Source organism: Xanthomonas sp. CPBF 426 (genome assembly GCF_903989465.1).
In the GTDB taxonomy this organism is placed as follows: Bacteria; Pseudomonadota; Gammaproteobacteria; order Xanthomonadales; family Xanthomonadaceae; genus Xanthomonas; species Xanthomonas euroxanthea.
Map to the genome: position 1 here is coordinate 2,645,478 of NZ_LR861805.1, position 19,406 is coordinate 2,664,883.

At 66.3% G+C, this 19,406-nt stretch carries 20 protein-coding genes and 2 pseudogenes; 10 read left to right on the top strand and 12 right to left on the bottom strand.

Going from position 1 to position 19,406, the window contains the following annotated elements; all coding sequences use genetic code 11:
- The first annotated feature begins 24 nt into the window (after window positions 1–24).
- The 6 genes from yidD (at window position 25) to eutC (ending at window position 6,326) form a co-directional block, all read left to right on the top strand.
- Entirely contained in the window at window positions 25–318 is a 294-nt protein-coding gene (gene yidD, locus H7A87_RS11360; protein ID WP_104586168.1) for a membrane protein insertion efficiency factor YidD, read from the top strand.
- Entirely contained in the window at window positions 315–1,664 is a 1,350-nt protein-coding gene (locus H7A87_RS11365; protein ID WP_119128674.1) for a dihydroorotase, read from the top strand. Before yidD ends, H7A87_RS11365 begins: the two co-directional genes overlap by 4 nt.
- A complete protein-coding gene (locus H7A87_RS11370; RefSeq protein ID WP_180496639.1) occupies window positions 1,664–2,500 on the top strand; it encodes a M23 family metallopeptidase in 837 nt (278 codons plus the stop codon). The genes H7A87_RS11365 and H7A87_RS11370 overlap by 1 nt, the downstream gene beginning before the upstream one ends.
- Window positions 2,501–2,707: 207 nt before the next feature.
- Window positions 2,708–4,072 (top strand): ethanolamine permease, encoded by a 1,365-nt coding sequence (gene eat, locus H7A87_RS11375; RefSeq protein ID WP_115676897.1) that lies wholly within the window; start codon window positions 2,708–2,710, stop codon window positions 4,070–4,072.
- A complete protein-coding gene (locus H7A87_RS11380) occupies window positions 4,069–5,478 on the top strand; it encodes an ethanolamine ammonia-lyase subunit EutB (protein WP_119128672.1) in 1,410 nt (469 codons plus the stop codon). Before eat ends, H7A87_RS11380 begins: the two co-directional genes overlap by 4 nt.
- Window positions 5,475–6,326 carry an ethanolamine ammonia-lyase subunit EutC gene (eutC, locus tag H7A87_RS11385; protein ID WP_119128671.1) on the top strand — a complete coding sequence of 284 codons (852 nt, stop codon included), beginning with the start codon at window positions 5,475–5,477 and terminating at the stop codon, window positions 6,324–6,326. Before H7A87_RS11380 ends, eutC begins: the two co-directional genes overlap by 4 nt.
- Window positions 6,327–6,331: 5 nt before the next feature.
- On the opposite strand, the gene H7A87_RS11390 is transcribed toward eutC, so the two are convergent.
- The 3 genes and pseudogenes from H7A87_RS11390 to H7A87_RS11400 all read right to left on the bottom strand — a co-directional run.
- The gene (locus tag H7A87_RS11390; RefSeq protein WP_024940408.1) at window positions 6,332–6,622 is read right to left on the bottom strand and encodes a hypothetical protein; all 291 of its coding nucleotides are present in this window, start codon (window positions 6,620–6,622) and stop codon (window positions 6,332–6,334) included.
- A gap of 182 nt (window positions 6,623–6,804) precedes the next feature.
- A complete protein-coding gene (locus H7A87_RS11395) occupies window positions 6,805–7,293 on the bottom strand; it encodes a pyridoxamine 5'-phosphate oxidase family protein (protein ID WP_024940409.1) in 489 nt (162 codons plus the stop codon).
- A gap of 288 nt (window positions 7,294–7,581) precedes the next feature.
- Window positions 7,582–7,920, bottom strand: a pseudogene (locus H7A87_RS11400) (transposase); the annotation flags it as partial.
- A 20-nt stretch (window positions 7,921–7,940) separates the two neighbouring features.
- Between H7A87_RS11400 and H7A87_RS11405 the strand changes: the two are divergent.
- Complete coding sequence (locus H7A87_RS11405; protein WP_119128670.1) at window positions 7,941–8,906, top strand: tetratricopeptide repeat protein; 966 nt, start codon at window positions 7,941–7,943, stop codon at window positions 8,904–8,906.
- Between the two features lie 35 nt (window positions 8,907–8,941).
- Window positions 8,942–9,169: a hypothetical protein gene (locus H7A87_RS11410; RefSeq protein ID WP_119128669.1), complete on the top strand. Its 228-nt coding sequence runs from the start codon at window positions 8,942–8,944 to the stop codon at window positions 9,167–9,169.
- Window positions 9,170–9,233: 64 nt separating this feature from the next.
- Here H7A87_RS11410 and H7A87_RS11415 read toward each other — a convergent pair whose 3' ends face one another.
- Complete coding sequence (locus tag H7A87_RS11415; RefSeq protein WP_197942516.1) at window positions 9,234–9,623, bottom strand: hypothetical protein; 390 nt, start codon at window positions 9,621–9,623, stop codon at window positions 9,234–9,236.
- 25 nt (window positions 9,624–9,648) lie between these two features.
- Between H7A87_RS11415 and H7A87_RS11420 the strand changes: the two are divergent.
- Window positions 9,649–9,876, top strand: a pseudogene (locus tag H7A87_RS11420) (acyl-CoA thioesterase); the annotation flags it as partial.
- A 174-nt stretch (window positions 9,877–10,050) separates the two neighbouring features.
- Here H7A87_RS11420 and H7A87_RS11425 read toward each other — a convergent pair.
- The 6 genes from H7A87_RS11425 to efp are packed head-to-tail and all read right to left on the bottom strand — an operon-like array spanning window position 10,051 to window position 15,074.
- The gene (locus H7A87_RS11425; RefSeq protein ID WP_119128668.1) at window positions 10,051–10,740 is read right to left on the bottom strand and encodes a phytoene/squalene synthase family protein; all 690 of its coding nucleotides are present in this window, start codon (window positions 10,738–10,740) and stop codon (window positions 10,051–10,053) included.
- A 28-nt stretch (window positions 10,741–10,768) separates the two neighbouring features.
- Window positions 10,769–11,494: a phosphoglycolate phosphatase gene (locus H7A87_RS11430; RefSeq protein ID WP_321186778.1), complete on the bottom strand. Its 726-nt coding sequence runs from the start codon at window positions 11,492–11,494 to the stop codon at window positions 10,769–10,771.
- Window positions 11,495–11,549: 55 nt separating this feature from the next.
- A complete protein-coding gene (gene ubiG, locus H7A87_RS11435) occupies window positions 11,550–12,269 on the bottom strand; it encodes a bifunctional 2-polyprenyl-6-hydroxyphenol methylase/3-demethylubiquinol 3-O-methyltransferase UbiG (RefSeq protein WP_119128861.1) in 720 nt (239 codons plus the stop codon).
- Between the two features lie 29 nt (window positions 12,270–12,298).
- Window positions 12,299–13,636 (bottom strand): TRZ/ATZ family hydrolase, encoded by a 1,338-nt coding sequence (locus H7A87_RS11440; protein ID WP_180496641.1) that lies wholly within the window; start codon window positions 13,634–13,636, stop codon window positions 12,299–12,301.
- A gap of 18 nt (window positions 13,637–13,654) precedes the next feature.
- Window positions 13,655–14,503 (bottom strand): hypothetical protein, encoded by an 849-nt coding sequence (locus H7A87_RS11445; RefSeq protein WP_232087848.1) that lies wholly within the window; start codon window positions 14,501–14,503, stop codon window positions 13,655–13,657.
- A 4-nt stretch (window positions 14,504–14,507) separates the two neighbouring features.
- The gene (gene efp / locus H7A87_RS11450; RefSeq protein ID WP_007962665.1) at window positions 14,508–15,074 is read right to left on the bottom strand and encodes an elongation factor P; all 567 of its coding nucleotides are present in this window, start codon (window positions 15,072–15,074) and stop codon (window positions 14,508–14,510) included.
- A gap of 103 nt (window positions 15,075–15,177) precedes the next feature.
- Here efp and epmB point away from each other — a divergent pair, with 103 nt between their 5' ends.
- Entirely contained in the window at window positions 15,178–16,206 is a 1,029-nt protein-coding gene (epmB, locus tag H7A87_RS11455) for an EF-P beta-lysylation protein EpmB (protein ID WP_119128665.1), read from the top strand.
- 119 nt (window positions 16,207–16,325) lie between these two features.
- Here the strand turns inward: epmB and H7A87_RS11460 are convergent, their stop codons facing one another.
- Together H7A87_RS11460 and H7A87_RS11465 are read right to left on the bottom strand one after the other, a co-directional pair.
- Complete coding sequence (locus H7A87_RS11460) at window positions 16,326–18,443, bottom strand: EAL domain-containing protein (RefSeq protein WP_119128664.1); 2,118 nt, start codon at window positions 18,441–18,443, stop codon at window positions 16,326–16,328.
- A complete protein-coding gene (locus H7A87_RS11465) occupies window positions 18,440–19,369 on the bottom strand; it encodes a phosphate/phosphite/phosphonate ABC transporter substrate-binding protein (protein WP_164739863.1) in 930 nt (309 codons plus the stop codon). The genes H7A87_RS11460 and H7A87_RS11465 overlap by 4 nt, the downstream gene beginning before the upstream one ends.
- Window positions 19,370–19,406 lie beyond the last annotated feature (37 nt).

A 19,406-nucleotide genomic window follows, 5' to 3' on the forward strand; every position in this document is an offset into this window, starting at 1 on the left:
CCCGGCAACCACGTATTAATCCAAGTGGCATATCATTGGCAAGTGATCTCACGCCTGCTCATCGCGCTGCTGCGCTTCTACAAGCGGTTCATCAGCCCCTTGCTGGGGCCGCGCTGCCGTTTTGCGCCCAGTTGCTCGGAGTATGCGATGACCGCGATCGGCCGCTTCGGCCCACTGCGCGGTTGCTGGCTGGCCACGCGCCGGCTCGGCCGCTGCCATCCATTCCATCCGGGCGGGTTCGATCCCGTGCCCGACGCGCCTGCGTCCGCAGCCTCGCCCGTTTCCCCTTCCTGCAGTTGCAAAGGACCTCATCCATGAGCCGAACCCTCATCGTCAACGCCCGCCTGGTCAATGAAGGCAAGGAATTCGACGCCGATCTGCTGATCGACGCCGGCCGCATCGCGAAGATCGCCAGCAAGATCCCCCCGGCTGCCGGCGACACCGTGGTGGACGCCGCCGGACGCTGGGTGCTGCCGGGCATGATCGACGACCAGGTGCACTTCCGCGAGCCGGGCCTGACCCACAAGGGCGACATCGCGACCGAATCCGGCGCCGCGGTGGCCGGTGGCCTGACCAGCTTCATGGACATGCCCAACACCAATCCGCCGACCCTGGACGCGGCCGCACTGCAGGCCAAGTACGACGCTGCAGCCGGGCGCGCCTGGGCCAACTACGGCTTCTACATGGGCGCCAGCAACGACAACCTGGCCGCGATCCAGACCCTGGACCCGAAGACCGCGCCGGGCATCAAGGTGTTCATGGGCGCCTCCACCGGCAACATGCTGGTCGACAACCCCGAGACGCTGGACGCGATCTTCCGTGACGCACCGACGCCGATCATCACCCACTGCGAAGACACCCCGACCATCGATGCGACGCTGGCGCAGTACAAGGAGAAATACGGCGACGCGCTGACCCCGGAGATGCATCCGGACATCCGTTCGCGGCAGGCCTGCCTGAAGTCGTCGCAGCTGGCGGTGGCGCTGGCGCGCAGGCACAACACCCGCCTGCACGTGCTGCATATCTCCACCGCCGACGAGCTGGCGCTGTTCGAGGCCGGCCCGCTGGTCGATGCCGACGGCAAGCTGCGCAAGCGCATCACCGCCGAGACCTGCATCCACTTCTTGCGCTTTGACCGCAGCGATTACGCGCGGCTGGGCAACCTGATCAAGTGCAACCCCGCGATCAAGGACGCCGAGGACCGCGTGGCGCTGATCGAGGCGCTGGCCGAGGACGTCATCGACGTGCTCGCCACCGACCATGCGCCGCACACCTGGGAAGAGAAGCAGAAGCCCTACGCGCAGGCGCCCTCCGGCCTGCCGCTGGTGCAGTACGCGCTGGTCGCCGCGCTGGAACTGGTGCACGAGGGCAAGCTGCCGATCACCCGCATCGTGCACAAGTTCGCGCATGCCCCGGCGCAGTTGTTCGATGTGGAAGAACGCGGCTTCCTGCGCGAAGGCTATTTCGCCGACCTGGTGATGATCGACAACACCCCGTTCACCGTGAAGCGTGAGCAGGTGCTGTCCAAGTGCGGTTGGTCGCCGTTCGAAGGCACCACGTTCCGCTCGCGCATCGCCGCGACCTGGGTCAACGGCCAGCAGGTGTGGGATGGCGAACAGTTGCTCGGCAGTGCCGCCGGCCAGCGCCTGACCTTCGACCGCTGATGCGCGCAGCCCTGTTTGGCGCCTGGCTTGCGCTGGCGCCGCTGTCGCTCGCCGTCGGCAGCGCCGCTGCGCAGTCCGCTGCGGCGGACGTGGTGTTTCCGCAAAGCGCGTCGCAGGGCGCGCTGGTGATCGGCAAGGTCCCGGCGGGTAGCCAGGTGCAGTACGCCGGCCGCACGCTGCGCGTCAGCGGCTACGGCAGCGTGGTGTTCGGCATCGGCCGCGATGCCACCGGCCCGTTGCAGGTGCAGATCACCCGGCCCGATGGCAGCACGCAGACCGCCAGCATTGCAGTGACGCCGCGCGACTGGCCGGTGGAACGCGTCAACGGCGTGCCGCCCAAGACGGTCAATCCGCCTGCGGCGATCGCCGAGCGGATCAAGCGCGAGCAGGCGCAGGTCACCGCCGCGCGCGATCGCGACGATGCCCGCCCCGATTTCGCGCAAGCCTTCATCTGGCCGGTGCAGGGCCGCATCAGCGGGCGCTTCGGCAATGCACGCGTCTACAACGGCCAGCCCGGTGCCGGCCATTCGGGCATGGATATCGCCGTGCCCACCGGCACGCCGGTCAAGGCGCCGGCCGCCGGCGTGGTGACCTTCGCCGCGCCGGACCTGTACCTGACCGGCGGCACCGTGCTGCTGGACCATGGCTTCGGGGTGAGCTCCAATTTCCTGCACCTGTCGCGCATCGACGTGAAGGTGGGTGACCGGGTGGAGCAAGGCCAGGTGATTGCCGCGGTCGGTGCCACCGGGCGCGCCACCGGGCCACACCTGCATTGGGGAATGAACTGGTTCGACGTGCGGATCGATCCGTTACTGGTGCTGGAACGCAATCAATAGTCGGAGCGTCGGGATCCGAACAAGGCCGGAGCGTGGCGGCATGGTCGCTGCGCCCCACCCGCCGTGCTCGTGTTCGCCGCGGGCCTTTGGGGTATAACCGGAACGACCGTGGATCGTCGTCCTGCAGCAGCGGGCGGGCGGTCGCTGGCGGTCGGTCCCGCGTTTAGGCGCCGGACCGCTTCATCTCCCCTCCCCCGACCGCAGGAGATGTGCGACATGCGCAACGAGCAGCTCAAACCCACCCTGGGCACCTGGCAACTCTGGGGGATCGCCGTGGGTCTGGTGATTTCCGGCGAATATTTCGGCTGGAGCTACGGGTGGGGCACCGCCGGCACGCTGGGCTTTCTGGTGACCACGCTGCTGGTCGCGGTGATGTATACCTGCTTCATCTTCAGCTTTACCGAGCTGACCACCGCCATCCCCAATGCGGGCGGGCCGTTCGCCTACAGCCTGCGCGCATTCGGCACCTACGGCGGCATGCTGGCGGGCCTGGCCACGCTGATCGAGTTCGTGTTCGCGCCGCCGGCCATTGCGATGGCCATCGGCGCCTATCTCAATGTGCAATTCCCGACCCTGGACCCGCGCATCGCCGCGATCGGTGCGTATGCGATCTTCATGGGCTTGAACATCGTCGGTGTGGCGATCGCCGCCACCTTCGAACTGATCGTGACCTTGCTGGCGGTGATCGAGCTGCTGGTGTTCATGGGCGTGGTGGCGCCGGGGTTCAGCGTTGCGCGCTTTGCCGCCAACGGCTGGGCCGGCAGCAACACGTTCGGCCCGGCGGCGATCTCCGGCATCTTCGCCGCGATCCCGTTCGCGATCTGGTTCTTTCTGGCGATCGAGGGCGCGGCGATGGCGGCCGAGGAAGCGAAGGAGCCGAAGCGTACGATTCCGCGTGCCTACATCGCCGGCATCCTCACCCTGGTGGTGCTGGCATTGGGCGTGATGGTGTTCGCAGGCGGGGTCGGCGACTGGCGTCAGCTCTCCAACATCAACGACCCGTTGCCGCAGGCGATGAAGGCGGTGGTCGGCAACAGTTCGACCTGGCTGCATATGCTGGTGTGGATCGGCCTGTTCGGCCTGGTGGCCAGCTTCCACGGCATCATCCTGGGCTATTCGCGCCAGTTCTTCGCGTTGGCGCGTGCCGGTTTCCTGCCGCACGGCCTGGCCAGGCTGTCGCGCTTTCGCACGCCGCATCGGGCGATCCTGGCCGGTGGCGCGATCGGCATCGCGGCGATCTGCAGCGACAGCGTGGTCAAGATCCAGGGCATGTCGCTGACCGCGGCGATGATCACCATGTCGGTGTTCGGCGCGATCGTGATGTATGTGATGAGCATGCTCAGCCTGTTCAAGCTGCGGCGCGCCGAACCCGGGCTGGAGCGCAGCTTTCGCGCGCCGGGCTATCCGGTGGTGCCGGCCATCGCGCTGCTGCTGGCGCTGGTGTGCCTGGTGGCGATGGTCTGGTTCAACCCGATCGTGGCGCTGATCTTCGTGGGCCTGCTGCTGTTCGGCGGGCTGTGCTGCGTGCTGAGCCTGCGCGGCCAGGCCACGCCGGCGGCCAGTGCCAGATGAGCGGGTTCGCGTTCAGCGCAGGCGGCGAGCGCTTCCGGTTTGCCGATCTCAAGACACTGCTGGCCAAGGCCACGCCGCCGCGCTCGGGCGACCAACTGGCCGGGCTCGCCGCCGACTCCGGGCTGCAGCGGGTGGCGGCGCAGATGGCGCTGGCCGATCTGCCGCTGCGGCACTTCCTCGAGGAAGCGGTGGTGCCGTATGAAGCGGACGAGGTCACCCGCCTGATCGTCGACCAGCACGATGCGGCCGCGTTTGCCGCGGTGGCGCACCTCACCGTCGGCGGCTTTCGCGATTGGCTGCTGAGTGCGCAGGCCGACGAAGCGGCGCTGACCGCACTGGCACCCGGGCTGACGCCGGAGATGGTGGCAGCGGTCTCGAAGTTGATGCGCGTGCAGGACCTGATCCTGGTCGCGCAGAAGACCCGCGTGGTCACGCGCTTTCGCAACACGCTGGGCTTGCGCGGGCGGCTGTCTACACGCCTGCAGCCCAACCACCCCACCGACGATGCCACCGGCATCGCCGCCAGCGTGCTCGACGGCCTGTTGTACGGCAATGGCGATGCGGTGATCGGCATCAATCCTGCCAGCGACAGCCTGGCCGCCACCACCGCGTTGCTGCGCATGCTCGATGCGGTGATCAGCGGTTACCAGATCCCGACCCAGTCCTGCGTGCTGGCGCATATCACCACCACCATCGAGGCGATCAACCGCGGCGTGCCGGTGGACCTGGTGTTCCAGTCCATCGCCGGCACCGAGGCGGCCAATGCCAGCTTCGGCATCAATCTGGCGCTGTTGCAGGAAGGCCATGACGCCGGGGTGGCGTTGCGGCGCGGCAGCGTCGGCGACAACGTGATGTATTTCGAGACCGGCCAGGGCAGCGCGTTGTCGGCCAACGCGCATCATGGCGTCGATCAGCAGACCTGCGAGGTGCGCGCCTATGCGGTGGCACGGCAGTTCAAGCCGCTGCTGGTCAACACGGTGGTGGGCTTCATCGGCCCGGAGTATCTCTACGACGGCAAGCAGATCATCCGTGCCGGGCTGGAGGATCACTTCTGCGGCAAGCTGCTCGGCGTGCCGATGGGCTGCGACATCTGCTACACCAATCATGCCGAAGCCGATCAGGACGACATGGACGTGCTGCTGACCCTGCTCGGCACCGCCGGCATCAATTTCATCATGGGCATTCCCGGCTCGGACGATGTCATGCTCAACTACCAGACCACCTCGTTCCACGATGCGCTGTATGCGCGCCAGGCGCTCGGCCTGCGCGCCGCGCCCGAGTTCGAACACTGGCTGGAACAGCAAGGCATCCTGCGGCTGCGCGATGGCCGCTTCGAACTCGGCAGCGAGCTTCCCGCACCGTTCCGGCGTGCGCTGGAGCAGTTGCACACCGGCGGCGCGCAATGAGCGATCCGACCACCCCACCACGCGATGCCTGGGCACACCTGCGCCGGCTCACACCGGCGCGCATCGCGCTGGGACGCGTCGGCACCAGCCTGCCGACCGCCGCGCACCTGGATTTCCAGCTGGCGCATGCGCAGGCACGCGATGCGGTGCATCTGGCGTTCGATCCACAGCCACTGCAAACAGCGCTGAAACAGCGTGGGCGCGACAGCATTCTGCTGCACAGCGCGGCGGTGGATCGGCATGCCTACCTGCAACGTCCGGATCTGGGCCGGCGCCTGGGCGAGGAGGCGGCCGCGCATCTGCGTGGCCTGACCGCCGTACATGGCGGCGGGCACGATGTGGCTGTCGTGGTCGCCGACGGACTCTCTGCATTGGCCGTGCATCGGCATGCAGCGCAGATGGTGGAACATGTCGACGCCCTGGCCGCGCACGAAGGCTGGTCGCTGGCGCCGGTGGTGTTGGTCGCGCAAGGCCGCGTCGCCATCGGCGACGAGGTCGGCGAACTGCTCAAGGCCCGCCTGGTGATCGTGTTGATCGGCGAACGGCCAGGCCTGAGCTCGCCCGACAGCCTGGGCTTGTATCTGACCTACACCCCGCGGGTGGGCCTGACCGACGCAGCGCGCAACTGCATCTCCAACATCCGCACCGAAGGACTGAGCTACGCCGACGCCACCCACAAGCTCGGGTATCTGCTGCGCGAATCGTTCCGACGCAAGCTGTCCGGCGTGCAACTCAAGGACAAGGCCGAGCAACCGGCGCTGCCGTCGGCCGGCCTGTCCGACGCCGCACCACGGACGTTTCTACTCCCCGATGGTTTGCCGCAGGATGTCGAACGTAGTCGACGTTAGCCGATCTACTTGAGCGCGCCATCCTGCGGATCGCTGGCCGCGTAGGTGCTGGTCGGCAATTCATTGTCGTGTGGGTGACGCAAGGCATTGCGTACCTCTTCCGGTAGTTGTTCGACATCCAGCATCACCTTGCCGGAATGCACATCGCGCACCACCGTCGCCGGCAGCACGAAGTCGCCACCGTTTTCGATATTGACGACGAGCTCGGCGCCATCCTTGCGGATCTCGCGAATTGCACCGACGCCGACTTCGCCGTCGCGCAAAAACACCATCTGACCAATTTCGATCTGTTGCATCTCGCTTCTCCTGTGGAAGGCGCACGGCACATGGACGCGTGGCGCCGTTGGCGTTCCTGCATGCAGTCAGCCGCGAGTGCCGACCCAGCCTCACAACCGGGCCGGAACTTGCGCAAGCGACAGCACGTGAATGAAGACGATGCAGGCGCCATCGCGAAGATCGCGCCTGCATCGTTCAGGCCTCAGCGCAGCGGAACGTCCGCCACCTTGTCCTGGTAATCCTTCTTCGGGTCGACGCCGAACAGCACCTTGATGCCGGCCAGCAGACTGGAACCGTTGAGCCAGATCTGCGCGTGATCGGTATCCAGGCGCAGCAGCGCCAGCTTGGGATCGTCCTTGCCGCCTTCATACCAGGCCGCGACATGCGGGTTCCACAGACGTTCGACCACGGCCGGATCGGTGTCCTCGCGCAACGAGCCGCTGATGCTGGCGAACAGGTCGTGCCCTTTGCTGCTGAAGGCACCGATGACGCGGCGGCCCTGTCCCAGCATGGCAATCAGCGCATTGTCCTTGGAGGTGAAGAACCAGATCGGGCCACCGCTATCGCCTTCAATCTGTGCCGTCATCGGGCGTGCATGCCCATCTTCCACGCCATCCAGGCCCAGCATCACGGTGCGATCGGACTTCAGGGCTTTCCAGAATTTTTCCTGCAGCTCTTTGGGATCTGCCATCTCGCTATCTCACATGCGCGTGTCTACGCGGGTGGCTCAGTCTGGAAGTCTCCCTGCCCACGGCATGTGACGATGCGCACTCGCGCCTGCACACGGCGGCAACGCGATCGGCCCCTCCGCAATGGTGCACCTGCATAAATGGCGACCGCCCATGCTGCGTGTTTGCGACGCTGTCACCTTGCAGAGCGTGATGCCAGCAAGCCCTTGAACATTGCGCCTCGACACCGGGCAGCTGTAGCAACCATGTCAGTAAGCTCGCCTGCCAGGCCGCTCGGCATTGGAGCTTGCTCCGCACGCCAACGGTTGGGGATAGCGCGTAGGGACCCGACGCCTGCTGCCACGACGCTGATTGAGCTTCATCCCGGCGCTCGCCGCAGCCATGCTGCTCAATGAGCCAGGCAAGAAGCGGGCGCTTATGCGCCGGGTCTACAGCTTTTTTGCGATCAGATCCTTCAACGCATGGTTTTCCATCGCCAACTCGGCATACATCCACTTGTGCTTGGCGTGCTCGGCTTCAACATCACGCAGCCGCTGCACGTCGGAGGCTTCCGTGCCGCCGCACCTGGATTTCCAGACGTAGTACGTCGCATCGGAAATACCCGGCTCACGGCACACATCCTTGACCTGCTCGCAAGGCAGGAAACATCATGTGGTTCATGAATAAAAAAAACCTCAGTGACGAGCAGGCGACCGCGCTCAGTGAGCAGGCGTGGGCGGCCTTTCGCGAGCAGGATCTGGACACCGCGCTGGAGTCCTTCCAGACCCTTGCCAAGGCGTGCCCCGCCGACCCGCGCTGGATGAACGGCGTTGGCGCGGTGAGCCTGGCGCGTGAAGATCACGCCGACGCTCATCGACACTTCCAGATGGCCGCCGAGCACGATTATCCCGGCGGCCACTACAACCTCGGCATCTTGGCCTATCAGGACGGTGATCACGACGCTGCCCGCCACCACTTCCAAAGGGCCGCCGAGCACGATTATCCGGGCAGCCACTACAACCTCGGCAGCATGGCTTTCCAGGAGGGTGATCACGACGCCGCCCGCCAATACTTCCAGAAGGCCGCCGCGTACGATTGCCCCCGCAGCCACTTCTACCTCGGCAGCATGGCCTATCAGGACGGCGATCACGACGCCGCCGTCGAGCACCTCGACAACGCCGTGCGCCACGATCATGCGGAGGCGCTGAACCTGCTTGGCGACGTCCATCTGCACGCCAAGCGCTACCCGCAGGCCGAGCAGGCCTATCGGCGCGCTGCCGAGCTGGGGAATGTCGACGGCTACAACAACCTCGGCCTGCTGTACCTGCAGCTCGAGGACTACCAGCAGGCCAGGCAGGCATTGTTGCAGGCGCTGGAATCCGATCACGTCTACGCCCAGCACAATCTGGCGGTGGCCTACCACCGCCTGGGCGAACTCGAGGCGGCCGAGCGCTGGTATCTGATTTCCTTCTCCAAGCACGGCAACCTGCAGTCGCTGGAGAACCTTGGCCACGTGTATGGCGAAAGTGGGCGTGAAGTCGAGGGCCGGACGCTAGTCGACGCCTCCGACAAGCTCTACGAAAATCAGCCTCTCAACGATTACGAGCAGGCGTTGATCGATCGTTTGCTGATCTGAATCGCGATGACCTTGCGGAGAATCCTCAACGGCTCTTGAGAGAGGCGCTGGGTAATGCAGCCATACAGGGTGATCTGGGCCTGCCGCCCGATCTGCAGATTAGCGGGATTGCCCTGCTGGCCCACGATCTGTCGACACATTCGGCGGCTTACGCGATGCGCCACCGTATCCCGTACACCAGCATCGCCACCCAGCGCACCAAGCTGGCGCCGAAGTTGGCCGTGCATGTGGGCGGCTGCGCCCGCGCCGCCGGCCTGATGTAGGACAGCGCAGATCGGCGGATAGCGCCTCAAGGCCCTTTTTTGTGTCCTTTCCTTGCCGCAAGGACTAGTACAAGACATCAATTACAGCGACTTTTGGCGGCTTATCCTCACTATATTTAACAATGACTTTAATGCCTTTCTTTAATTTATGAATGTCGTTTGGCCTTACCAACCCTTTCGCAGTATGTAGATTCCGTTTTCCAGCAATATTAAGTGATACCTTGAAATCATAGAAGAATTCATCACCATGCTTGGTGTCTGTTGGCGACCAACTTTTAGGCTCGGTAGTCATTATTTCACCATGCCATTCCCCCTTGGTCTTCCAGTTTCTTATATCCACCAACTCGTTTTTATCAGGCTTGAAGATTGAAAACATCACGAACAAACCAATGGCAGTCATTAAAATGCCGACGATAAATGGTGTTTCAGTTAAAAAATGCATCTTCACCTTCATATAAATAAATGTATCGCGCCGACCTGGGCGCGCCTGGCACGAGGGCATCGGCAGCAGCCTGTCCGCCTACGTCAACGGTAGCTCGCCCAATGGCCAGGTCACGGTGCGCAATTCCGGCCTGGGCAGCCACATCCGCAAGACCGCACCATGCAATGCATCCACCGTCAGCCGCCCGTACTGCAGCAGCACCTGTGTCAATTCGGCCAACCGTTGCTACGAATACGGCAATAGCGGTGCCGGCAGCGCGGACTGACGGCTGCCACACCAGGTCATCCGCGTCGCCGGATCGCAACGCGTAGACGTTGCCACCCTCGCCTGTCGGCAAGCCGTGTGATGCGGTACGCCAACAGGCGTTGGCGTTTCCTGGGATTGCGACACCTTCGCCACGTCGTTGGTCGTGCACTGACGGAACCGCAGATGCGCGCGCTCAGTCGGCGCCGCTGGCAGCACGCCAGCTATGCCACAGCTGCTGCACCGGCGGTGGATACGCTGCCTTGCCGGCAAGCTCGCGCTGCAGGCGCAAGCGGGCCAGCCGCGACCATACCCGATGCGGGCGCGCCAACGCCGCTTTGCGCGGCCAGGCGCGCAGCAACTGCGTGCGCCATGCGGCGAGCGTCATGTCACCGGGCGCGGCGCTGTCGCCGGCCACCCGCTGGCGGGCGTCCAGCCATTGCAGCGCCACCGCAGCGGCATCGCCAGGATGGGTGCGCGCAAATAGCGCGGCTTCCACGGCGACCACGGCGTCGGCGAAGGCCCGCAATCTCGCCAACGCCTGCTGCAGCGATTGCGGCTGCGCCCGCGCGTCCTGCATGGCCGGCAAGGCATCGGCCAGTTGCGCCCATGGCGCAGGCACCGGCTCCAGCACACGCCCCAGCGGATGGCGCGAGCGCTGCTGCGACCAATCGCGCAACTCCTGCTGCCACCATGCCAGCTTGGCGTCGGCCGGCAACGGGTCGCCGGCGATGTTCATGATGTCTTCCCATTCCTGCAGCAGCGCAAACCAGGCCGCCGTGAGGCGTCGCTGCGGCTCGGGAATGAATGGCTCGGCAACCGACCACTCCGGCCAGCGGGTGCGCCACTTGTCGAGAAAACTGTCGAGAGCGCTGGATTGGCTCATGGCGGGTCCAGAAGAAAACGAAAGAGGATCAGATCTGCGGCCACGCCACGGCGTCCCACAGTGCCTGCGGCTGCGCCACGAGCACGTCGGCCTGCCAGCGCGATGGCTCGTCGTCGTGCAGCCGATAGCCCCACAACACCGCCACAGACGGCATCGCCGCCGCGCGCGCGGCGAGAATGTCGCGCTCGTCGTCGCCGACGTAGACGCACTGCGCCGGCGCAACGCCGATGCGCTCGGCCGCTGTCAGCAAGGGCAACGGGTGCGGCTTGCGCTCGGCCAGCGTATCGCCGCCGATCAGCACCGCGCAGCGCCGCTCCCACCCCAGCTGCGGCAGGATCAGCCGGGCCAGATATTCGGGCTTGTTGGTGACCACGCCCCAGATGCAACCGGCGCGCTCCAGCCGCAGCAGCAGTTCGTCGACACCGTCGAACAGCTGCGACTGCGTGCCGATCAAGCCTTCGTAACGACGCAGGAATTCCGGCACCAGCGCGTCACGTTCGACCGCATCGCGTTCGGCAAACGCCGCTGCCAGCATCGCGCGCGCGCCCTTGGACACCACCGGACGCAACTGCGCCAACGCCATCGGCGCACGCCCACGTTCCTCCAGCATCGCATTGACGGTCGCCAGCATGTCCGGCGCACTATCCAGCAAGGTGCCATCCAGATCGAACAACACCGCACGCGGAAACCTCATCGCCGCCCCGCCGCTCTGCGCTTGCCTGCTGTCATCGGTAACCTGCGATTCGGCCGACATCAAACACGCACGTGCCGTTGCGAATGCCGAATCTCCACTGCCCAATCCCCGCTCGTCACGGCTTCACCGCATAGGCCAGGTAATTGACCTCGGTGCGCGACGACAGGCGCGCGCGATTGCGCCACGGCTCGTACAGCATGCCGCTGACGTCTGCCAGCTGCAGCTCGGCGCTGCGCAACCAGGCCGCAAGTTCTGCCGGCTTGATGAAATCCTTGTAGTGATGCGTGCCCCTGGGCAGCAGCCGTGCGATGTATTCGGCGCCGACCACCGCCAGCGCGAACGCGGCCGGGGTGCGATTGAGCGTGGACAGGAACAGCTTGCCGCCGGGCCTGAGCAGGCTGGCGCAGGCGCGGATGATCGCGGTCGGGTCCGGCACGTGCTCGAGCATCTCCATGCAGGTTACCGCATCGAAACTGCCCGGCTGTTCGGCGGCCAGGTCTTCCACCGACTGTACGCGGTAATCCACCTGCACGCCCGATTCCAGGCTGTGCAGGCGCGCCACCTTGACCAGCTCCGGCGCCAGATCGATCGCCGTGACCTGCGCGCCCAGGCGCGCCATCGACTCGCTGAGCAGGCCGCCGCCGCAGCCGACATCGAGCACGCGCGCACCGGCCAGGCCCAGCCGTGCGGACACATAGTCCAGGCGCACCGGATTGAGCGCATGCAGCGGCTTCTGCGGGCCGTCGGCATCCCACCAGCGGTTGGCCAATGCCGCGAACTTGTCCAGTTCGCTCTGATGGAAGTTGCTGGACGTGGATTGGGGATTCGGATTCATGCGGAGCTCCGTGATGGGATGACGCGCGCTCAGGCGCGGACGGTGCGGATGCGCTCGCGCCACTGCCGCGCATTGGCGACCAGGGCAGCGGTATCCATGTCGATGAGCTCGCGCTGCACCAGCTTGGGCTTGCCGGCGATCCACACATCGGTGACCTGGTGACGGCCGGCGGCGTAGATCAGTTGCGACAGCACATGATGCAGCGGCTGGGTCTCCAGTGCAGACAAGTCGACGCAGACCAGATCGGCCTGCTTGCCGATTTCGATCGAGCCGATCCTGTCGCCGAAGCCCAATGCACGCGCGCCGCCCAGCGTGGCCGCGCGCAGCGTGGTGGCAGCATCCAGCGCGGTCGCATCGTTGGCCACTGCCTTGGCCAGGATCGCTGCGGTACGGTTCTCGCTGAACATGTCCAGGTCGTTGTTGCTGGCGCAGCCGTCGGTGCCGATGGCCAGATTCACGCCGGCACGTTGCAGCGCGCAGGCCGGGCAAAAGCCCGAGGCAAGCTTGAGGTTGGACTCCGGGCAGTGCACCACGCTGACACCGCGCTCGGCGCACAGATGGATTTCCGCGTCGGTGAGCTGGGTCATGTGGACGGCGATCAGGCGGTCGTTGACCAGCCCCAGGCGGTCCAGGCGTGCCAGCGGCCGCTGCCCGTACTGCGCCATCGAATCGGCCACTTCCTGCGCGGTTTCGTGCGTATGCAGATGCACCGGTAGATCCAGCTGGTCGGCCAGCATGCGCACGCGTTCGAAGTTGGCGTCGTTGACCGTGTACGGCGCATGCGGCGCGAACGCGGTGCTGATCAGCGGATCGTCGCGCCACTGGTCGTGCAGCTCGCCGGCCCGTGCGAAGTATTCGTCGTCCGACGATGCCCAGGCGGTGGGGAAATCGATGATCACCGCGCCGACCAGCGCGCGGAAGCCGTGCTGCTTGTAGACGGCCGCCTGCACATCGGCGAAGAAGTAGTTCTCGTTGACGCAGGTGGTCCCGCCACGCAGCATTTCGGCGATCGCCAGCGTGGTGCCGTCAGCCACGAATTCCGGCCCGATCACCGCCGCCTCCACCGGCCAGATGTGCTGCTGCAGCCACACCATCAGCGGCAGATCGTCGGCCACCCCGCGCAGCAGCGTCATCGGGTTGTGGGTATGCGCGTTGACCAGGCCCGGGATCAAGGCTGCCTCCGGACGCGAGACGGTCCGGGTCGGCGCAAATCGCAGGCGCGCCTCGGCGGTCGGCAGGATCGCCACGATGACGCCGTTGTGCACCGCCACCGCGTGATCGTCGAGCACCACCGCATGCGGCTCGATCGGCACCACGTAACCGGCTTCGATCAACAGGTCGCACGCTTCGGGAGGGGCATTGGTCATGAGCGGATCCATAAAAGGTTAGTTGTCGAATGGCCAGCGGGGATCGCCATCGGCCACCGGCACATAGCGCTGGCCGTTGTAGTGCAGCACCTGGCGCACGCGACGGGTGCGTTCGGTATCGGTGTCGCTGCCAGCGGTGCTCTCCACGGTAGACACATTGGCTGTCAGCATGATGTCCGCATAGCCGGCATGTCCCTGCGGCGCCATGCTCACGCTCAGATTGGCGACGTCGGTGATCACATCGCCCTTCCCCAGACTGCACGGCTCGCCTTTCACACGTCGCCATGCATAGAGATCGCGCTGCAGCACCGGGCGCAGGCTGCGCCCCTCGCGCACCAGCAGGGTCAACGCCTGATTGCTGTAAAAATCCGGGCAGCTGGGCCCGCGCGCAGCACTCCGCACCACCAGGCCGATCGCGCGCGCGCCCTTGGCCAGGTCGTAACGCGCGGTATCCAGCCGCAGGCTGTCGGCAGCGAGTTCGAAGGCGGCGTCCTCCCCCATTGCCTGCGCGTAGAACGCCAGCACCTTGCCGCTGGCGGCATCGAGCATGGCCACGCGCAACTCAAGGTCGCGCTCGCCAGGCACGGCCTCCGTGTCACCAGCAAATGCGAGTGCCGCCAGCCGGATCGCCGGGTCGTTCGGCCACGGCTTGCAGGCCTGGGCAACCAGACGGTCGACCGGCACCGTGGCGGCAGCGCCGCCCACGACGCCGGACGTTGCAATGGCCGCAACGGCGGCCACGTCACCGGCGTCGCAGGTTGCGGCCGCCGATTGCGCCAACGCCGGGCACGCAAGCAGCGTAGCCCACAGTCCCAACCCGACACTGGCACCGCGTACCGCTAGCTCAGGCCAGTGTCCCGGACGCATCGTCTTACTTGACGCGCGCCGAATATTCGCCCGAACGGGTGTCGACCTTGATGATCTCGTCCTGGTTGACGAACAACGGCACGCGTACCACTGCGCCGGTTTCCAGCGTGGCCGGCTTGCCGCCGCCGCCGGAGGTGTCGCCGCGCACGCCCGGGTCGGTCTCGGTGATCTTGAGCTCGACGAAGTTCGGCGGCTGCACCCAGATCGGGGTGCCGTTCCACAAGGTCACGATGCAGTCTTCCTCGCCCTTGAGCCACTTGTCGGCGCCGCCCATGCCGGCCTTGTCGGTCTGCACCTGCTCGAAGGTTTCCGGGTCCATGAAGTGCCAGTACTCGCCATCGCTGTACAGGTAACGCATGTCGGTATCGACCACGTCGGCCACTTCCACGTCGTCGGTCGCCTTCATGGTCATTTCGACCACGCGGCCGGACTTGATGAAGCGGTACTTCATGCGGGTGAAGGCCTGGCCCTTGCCCGGCTTGACGTATTCGGTCTCGGTGATGACCGCCGGCTCGTTGTTGACCAGGATCTTCATGCCGTTCTTGACGTCGTTCATGCCAACAGTGGCCATGGTGCAGCTCCTCGATAAGACCACGACCTGCCACAGGCCGTGGCAGGTCGGATTAGAATGGGGCGCCCGCCGCAACCGGCGGGCATTGGTTTTGTGACCGCATATGATACCCGCAGCCCCCCTCGCCTTGCAGCCATCTCCGCCTCCCACCCTGCAACCGCCACGCTGGCAGCAGCAGTGGCGCGACGCCGTGCGCGACCCGCGCGCGCTGCTGGCGCTGCTGGGCCTGGAGGCGCAGGCGTCCGGGATCAGCGACGCAGCCGCCGCCCAGTTCCCGCTGCGGGTGCCGCAGGCATTCGTGGCGCGCATGCGCCGTGGCGACCGGCACGACCCGCTGCTGCGCCAGGTGCTGCCGCTGGACGATGAAATGCGGCTGGTGCCGGGCTTTGGCCTGGATGCGGTCGGCGATGGTGCCGCCAAGACTGCGGACGGCGTGATCCAGAAATACCGCGGACGCGCCCTGCTGATCGCCACCGGCAGCTGCGCGGTGCACTGCCGCTACTGCTTCCGCCGCCACTTCCCGTATGCCGAGGAAACCGCCGCGCGCGACGGATGGCGCGACGCGGTCGCCGCGATCGCGGCCGACCCCGGCATCGACGAAGTGCTGCTGTCCGGCGGCGACCCGCTGTCGCTGGCCACCGGCAAGCTGGCCGAACTCACCGACGCGCTGGCCGCCATCGGGCATGTCAAACGCCTGCGCATCCACAGCCGGCTGCCGATCGTGCTGCCCGAGCGCGTCGATGCGCCGTTGCTGGCCTGGCTGCGCAGCCTGCCCTGGCCGGTGGCCTTCGTGGTCCATGCCAACCATGCCAACGAATTCGACGGCGCGGTGGACGCCGCCATGCGCGCCCTGCGCGAGGCCGGTGCGCAGCTGCTCAATCAGGCCGTGCTGCTGCGCGGCGTGAACGACAGCGTGGACGCGTTGGCGGCACTGAGCGAACGCAGCTTTGCCGCCGGCGTGCTGCCGTATTACCTGCACCAGCTCGACCGGGTTGCCGGCGTGGCGCACTTCGAAGTGGACGATGCCCGCGCGCGCGCCTTGCACACCGAGCTGGCCGCGCGCCTGTCCGGCTATCTGGTGCCGCGCCTGGTGCGCGAAATCCCCGGCGATACCGGCAAGCGGCCGCTGTAACCAAGGCCGCCACACACGGGACCCGTAGGAGCGCACCCGGGCGCGACGAAGCCTTCCTGATAAAGCCTCGGCTGCCCGGTAAAGCCCCGCCGTCGCGCCCAGGTGCGCTCCTACGCTGATCAGCCGGCCGCGATCAGCTTGACCAGATCGGCCGGGCTCAGCGGGCGGCTGAACCAGTAGCCCTGGCCCAGGTCGCAGCCGCGCTCGCGCAGCAGGTTGAACTGCGCTTCCTGCTCGATGCCCTCGGCCACCACCGTGATGCCCAGCGAATGGGCCATGCCGATGATGGCCGTGGTCAGCGCCAGATCGTCCGGGTCGCGCTGCAGGTCGGCGATGAAGCTCTTGTCGATCTTGACCCCGTCCACCGGCACCTGGCGCAGGTGGCTCAGGCCGGAGAAACCGGTACCGAAGTCATCCAGCCAGACCTTCACGCCGGTGCGGTGCAGCTGATCGAGCAGGCTGGCGGCCATCATTTCGTCGCCGATCACCGCCGTTTCGGTCAGCTCCAGATGCAGCCGCGCAGCCGGCAGGCCGGACTCGGCCAGGCACTCGGCCACCGTGTCGATCAGGTCGCCACTGCGCAGCTGACGCGGCGAGACATTGACCGAGATGAACAGGCCATCGCCCACCACCGGCCATTGCGCCGCTTCCAGGCAGGCCGCGCGCAGCACCTTGGGGCCAATCACCTCGATCAGGCCGCTCTGCTCGGCGATATCGATGAAGGTGGACGGCGCAATCGTGCCCAGCGCCGGGTGCTGCCAGCGCAACAGCACTTCCACCCCCACCAGCACACGGTCGCTGGTGCGGTAGATCGGCTGATAGACCAGCCGCAACTCATCGCGATCCCAGGCCCCGCGCAGCTCGTGCTCCATGTGCACACGCCGCTCCACCGCATGGTCGGCGGCGCGGCTGTAGAAACGATGGCAGTTCTTGCCGGCGACCTTGGCCTGATACATCGCGATGTCGCCGTTCTTCAACAACGCAGTGGCATTGCTGGCATCGTCCGGGAACAGCGTGATGCCGATCGAGGTGCCCAGGAACACCTCCCGGCCCTGCACGTTCAAGGGGCGGCTCAACTCGTGCACCAGCCGGTCGGCGAGCTGGGCGGCGAGCAGGGTGACATCGCCGTTCTGCAGCAGGATCACGAACTCATCGCCACCGAAGCGCGCCAGGATCGCATCGTCGCCGCCCAATGCGCCGACCGCGCGGCTGATCCGGCTGGCGAACTGCAGCAAGGCCTCGTCGCCGGCCTCGTGGCCCAGCGTGTCGTTGACGCGCTTGAAGTCGTCGATATCGGCAAACAGCAGCGCCAGCTTGCTGTCGGTACTGCGGGCGGTGTTGAGCAGATGATCCAGGCCTTCGCGAAATCCCAGCCGGTTGGTCAGGCCGGTCAGCGCATCGGTATAGGCCATGTGGCGCACCTCGCGATCGTGCCGGGCGATGCTCTCGCTCATGCGGCCGAAGGCGGAGATCAGCTCGCCGATCTCGTCGTTGCGCGGATGCGGCGGCAGCTGCACCGCATAGTCGCCACGCTCGATCTGGCGCGCGGCCGCGGCCAGCAGCCGCACCGGCGCCACCAGGGTGCGCTGCACATAGATGGCCAACAGCACACCCAGCGCGACCAACGCGGCCAGCAGCACCAGCAGCCAGCCCAGATCGCGCTTGCCGATCGCGTTGAGGTTCTGCACCAGGGTCAGGTTGGCGCCCGATTCGATCCTGCGCACCCGCTCGAGCGACATGCCCACCCGGACCCCGCCGATACGCTGGTCGCCGATCTTGATCGGCATGGTCACGTCCAGCACCTCCGGCGAGGACTGCAACACCATGGCGCGCGCCGTCACCGCCTTGAAGGCGAGCGGGTCGGTCATGGCCTGACCGTAATGCTGCAGGTTGGGCGAGCCGTCGTGCACCAGCCGGCCGCGACGGTCGAATACCAGCACGTAGCTCACCACCTGCTGCCGCGCGGCATTGCGCACCAGGGCCCCCACTGCGCCCAGGTCCGAGTAGTACAGCGGATTGGCCAGACCGTTCGCCAGTTCGGTGGCCAGGGTCTCGCCGCGCGTGCGCAGGCTGCGATCGAACAGCTCGTGCAGGATCTGCGCACTGAGCCCGCGCACCTCGCGCTGCATCGCGCTCTGGCGCTGCAGCAGCGACGCCAGGATGGCACCGACCAGCAACAGCGTCAGTGCCATCACCAAGAGAAAGCGTGCCTGCAGCCCGAAGCGCATCTGAGTCATTCCACGTGATCCCTGACACGTCGCAACCCGGCGCTCAGCGCATCCAGGCGCCGGCGGCTGGCCTCATCCAGCGGGTGGAAGGCGGTGGTGCCGAAAAAGCGCTTCAAGGCCGGCCCGGCCTTCGGGTCGGACGCCGCCTGCAGCAGCACCACGCGCAGCCGCCGCTCCACCGCCGGGTCCATGCCGGTGCGCACCATCTCCACCGCGCGTGGTACCGGCGCACTGCGATGCACGATGCGGAAGTCGCGCTTGAATACCGGTGGCAGGTGGCGCTCGTCGTCCCAGTCGGCATTGCTGAAAGCACCCGCATCGATCAGGTGCTGATGCACGAACGCGGCGATATTCAATTTCGACCCGACCATCAGGTAACCCACCGAGCCCGGCACCCGGCTGTCGTCCGGCGACAGCAGCACGTCGCAGGCGATGCCATTGCGCACCAGCTCCAGCATCGGCAGCAGATAGCCGCTGGTGGAGGAGGCGTTCTGCAATGCAAGGGTGTGGCCGCGCAATTGCTTGAGCGACTGGATCGGGCTGTCGCGGCGGACGAAGAACACCGTGTGGAACTCGCGCAGGCCATCGCGCTCGGTCATCACCAGCGGATGCGCACTGCCGCGCTGTTCCAGCAGCATCGCCGCGCCGGTGGTCTCGCTGACCCAGTCGACCCGGCCACGCCGCAGGTAACTGGACATCTGCCGCGCATCCGGCGCCATCAGGATTTCGCCACGGCGGATACCCACCTCGCGCATGCGCGGCACCACGTAATCCAGCAAGGGCTTGAGTTGCGCGTAATGCGTGGCGGGATCGTCGCTGATCCGTCCAAGCACCAAGACCGGGGAAGGCGCCGCCGTCGCCGTCGCGGCCAGGCCTGCCCCCGCCAACAGCCCGCAGGCAATCAGACACCATCGTAGACCGCGCAAAACGGACACTCCCCTAGAGCCGCCGACAGCCTAGCCGAATCTTTCG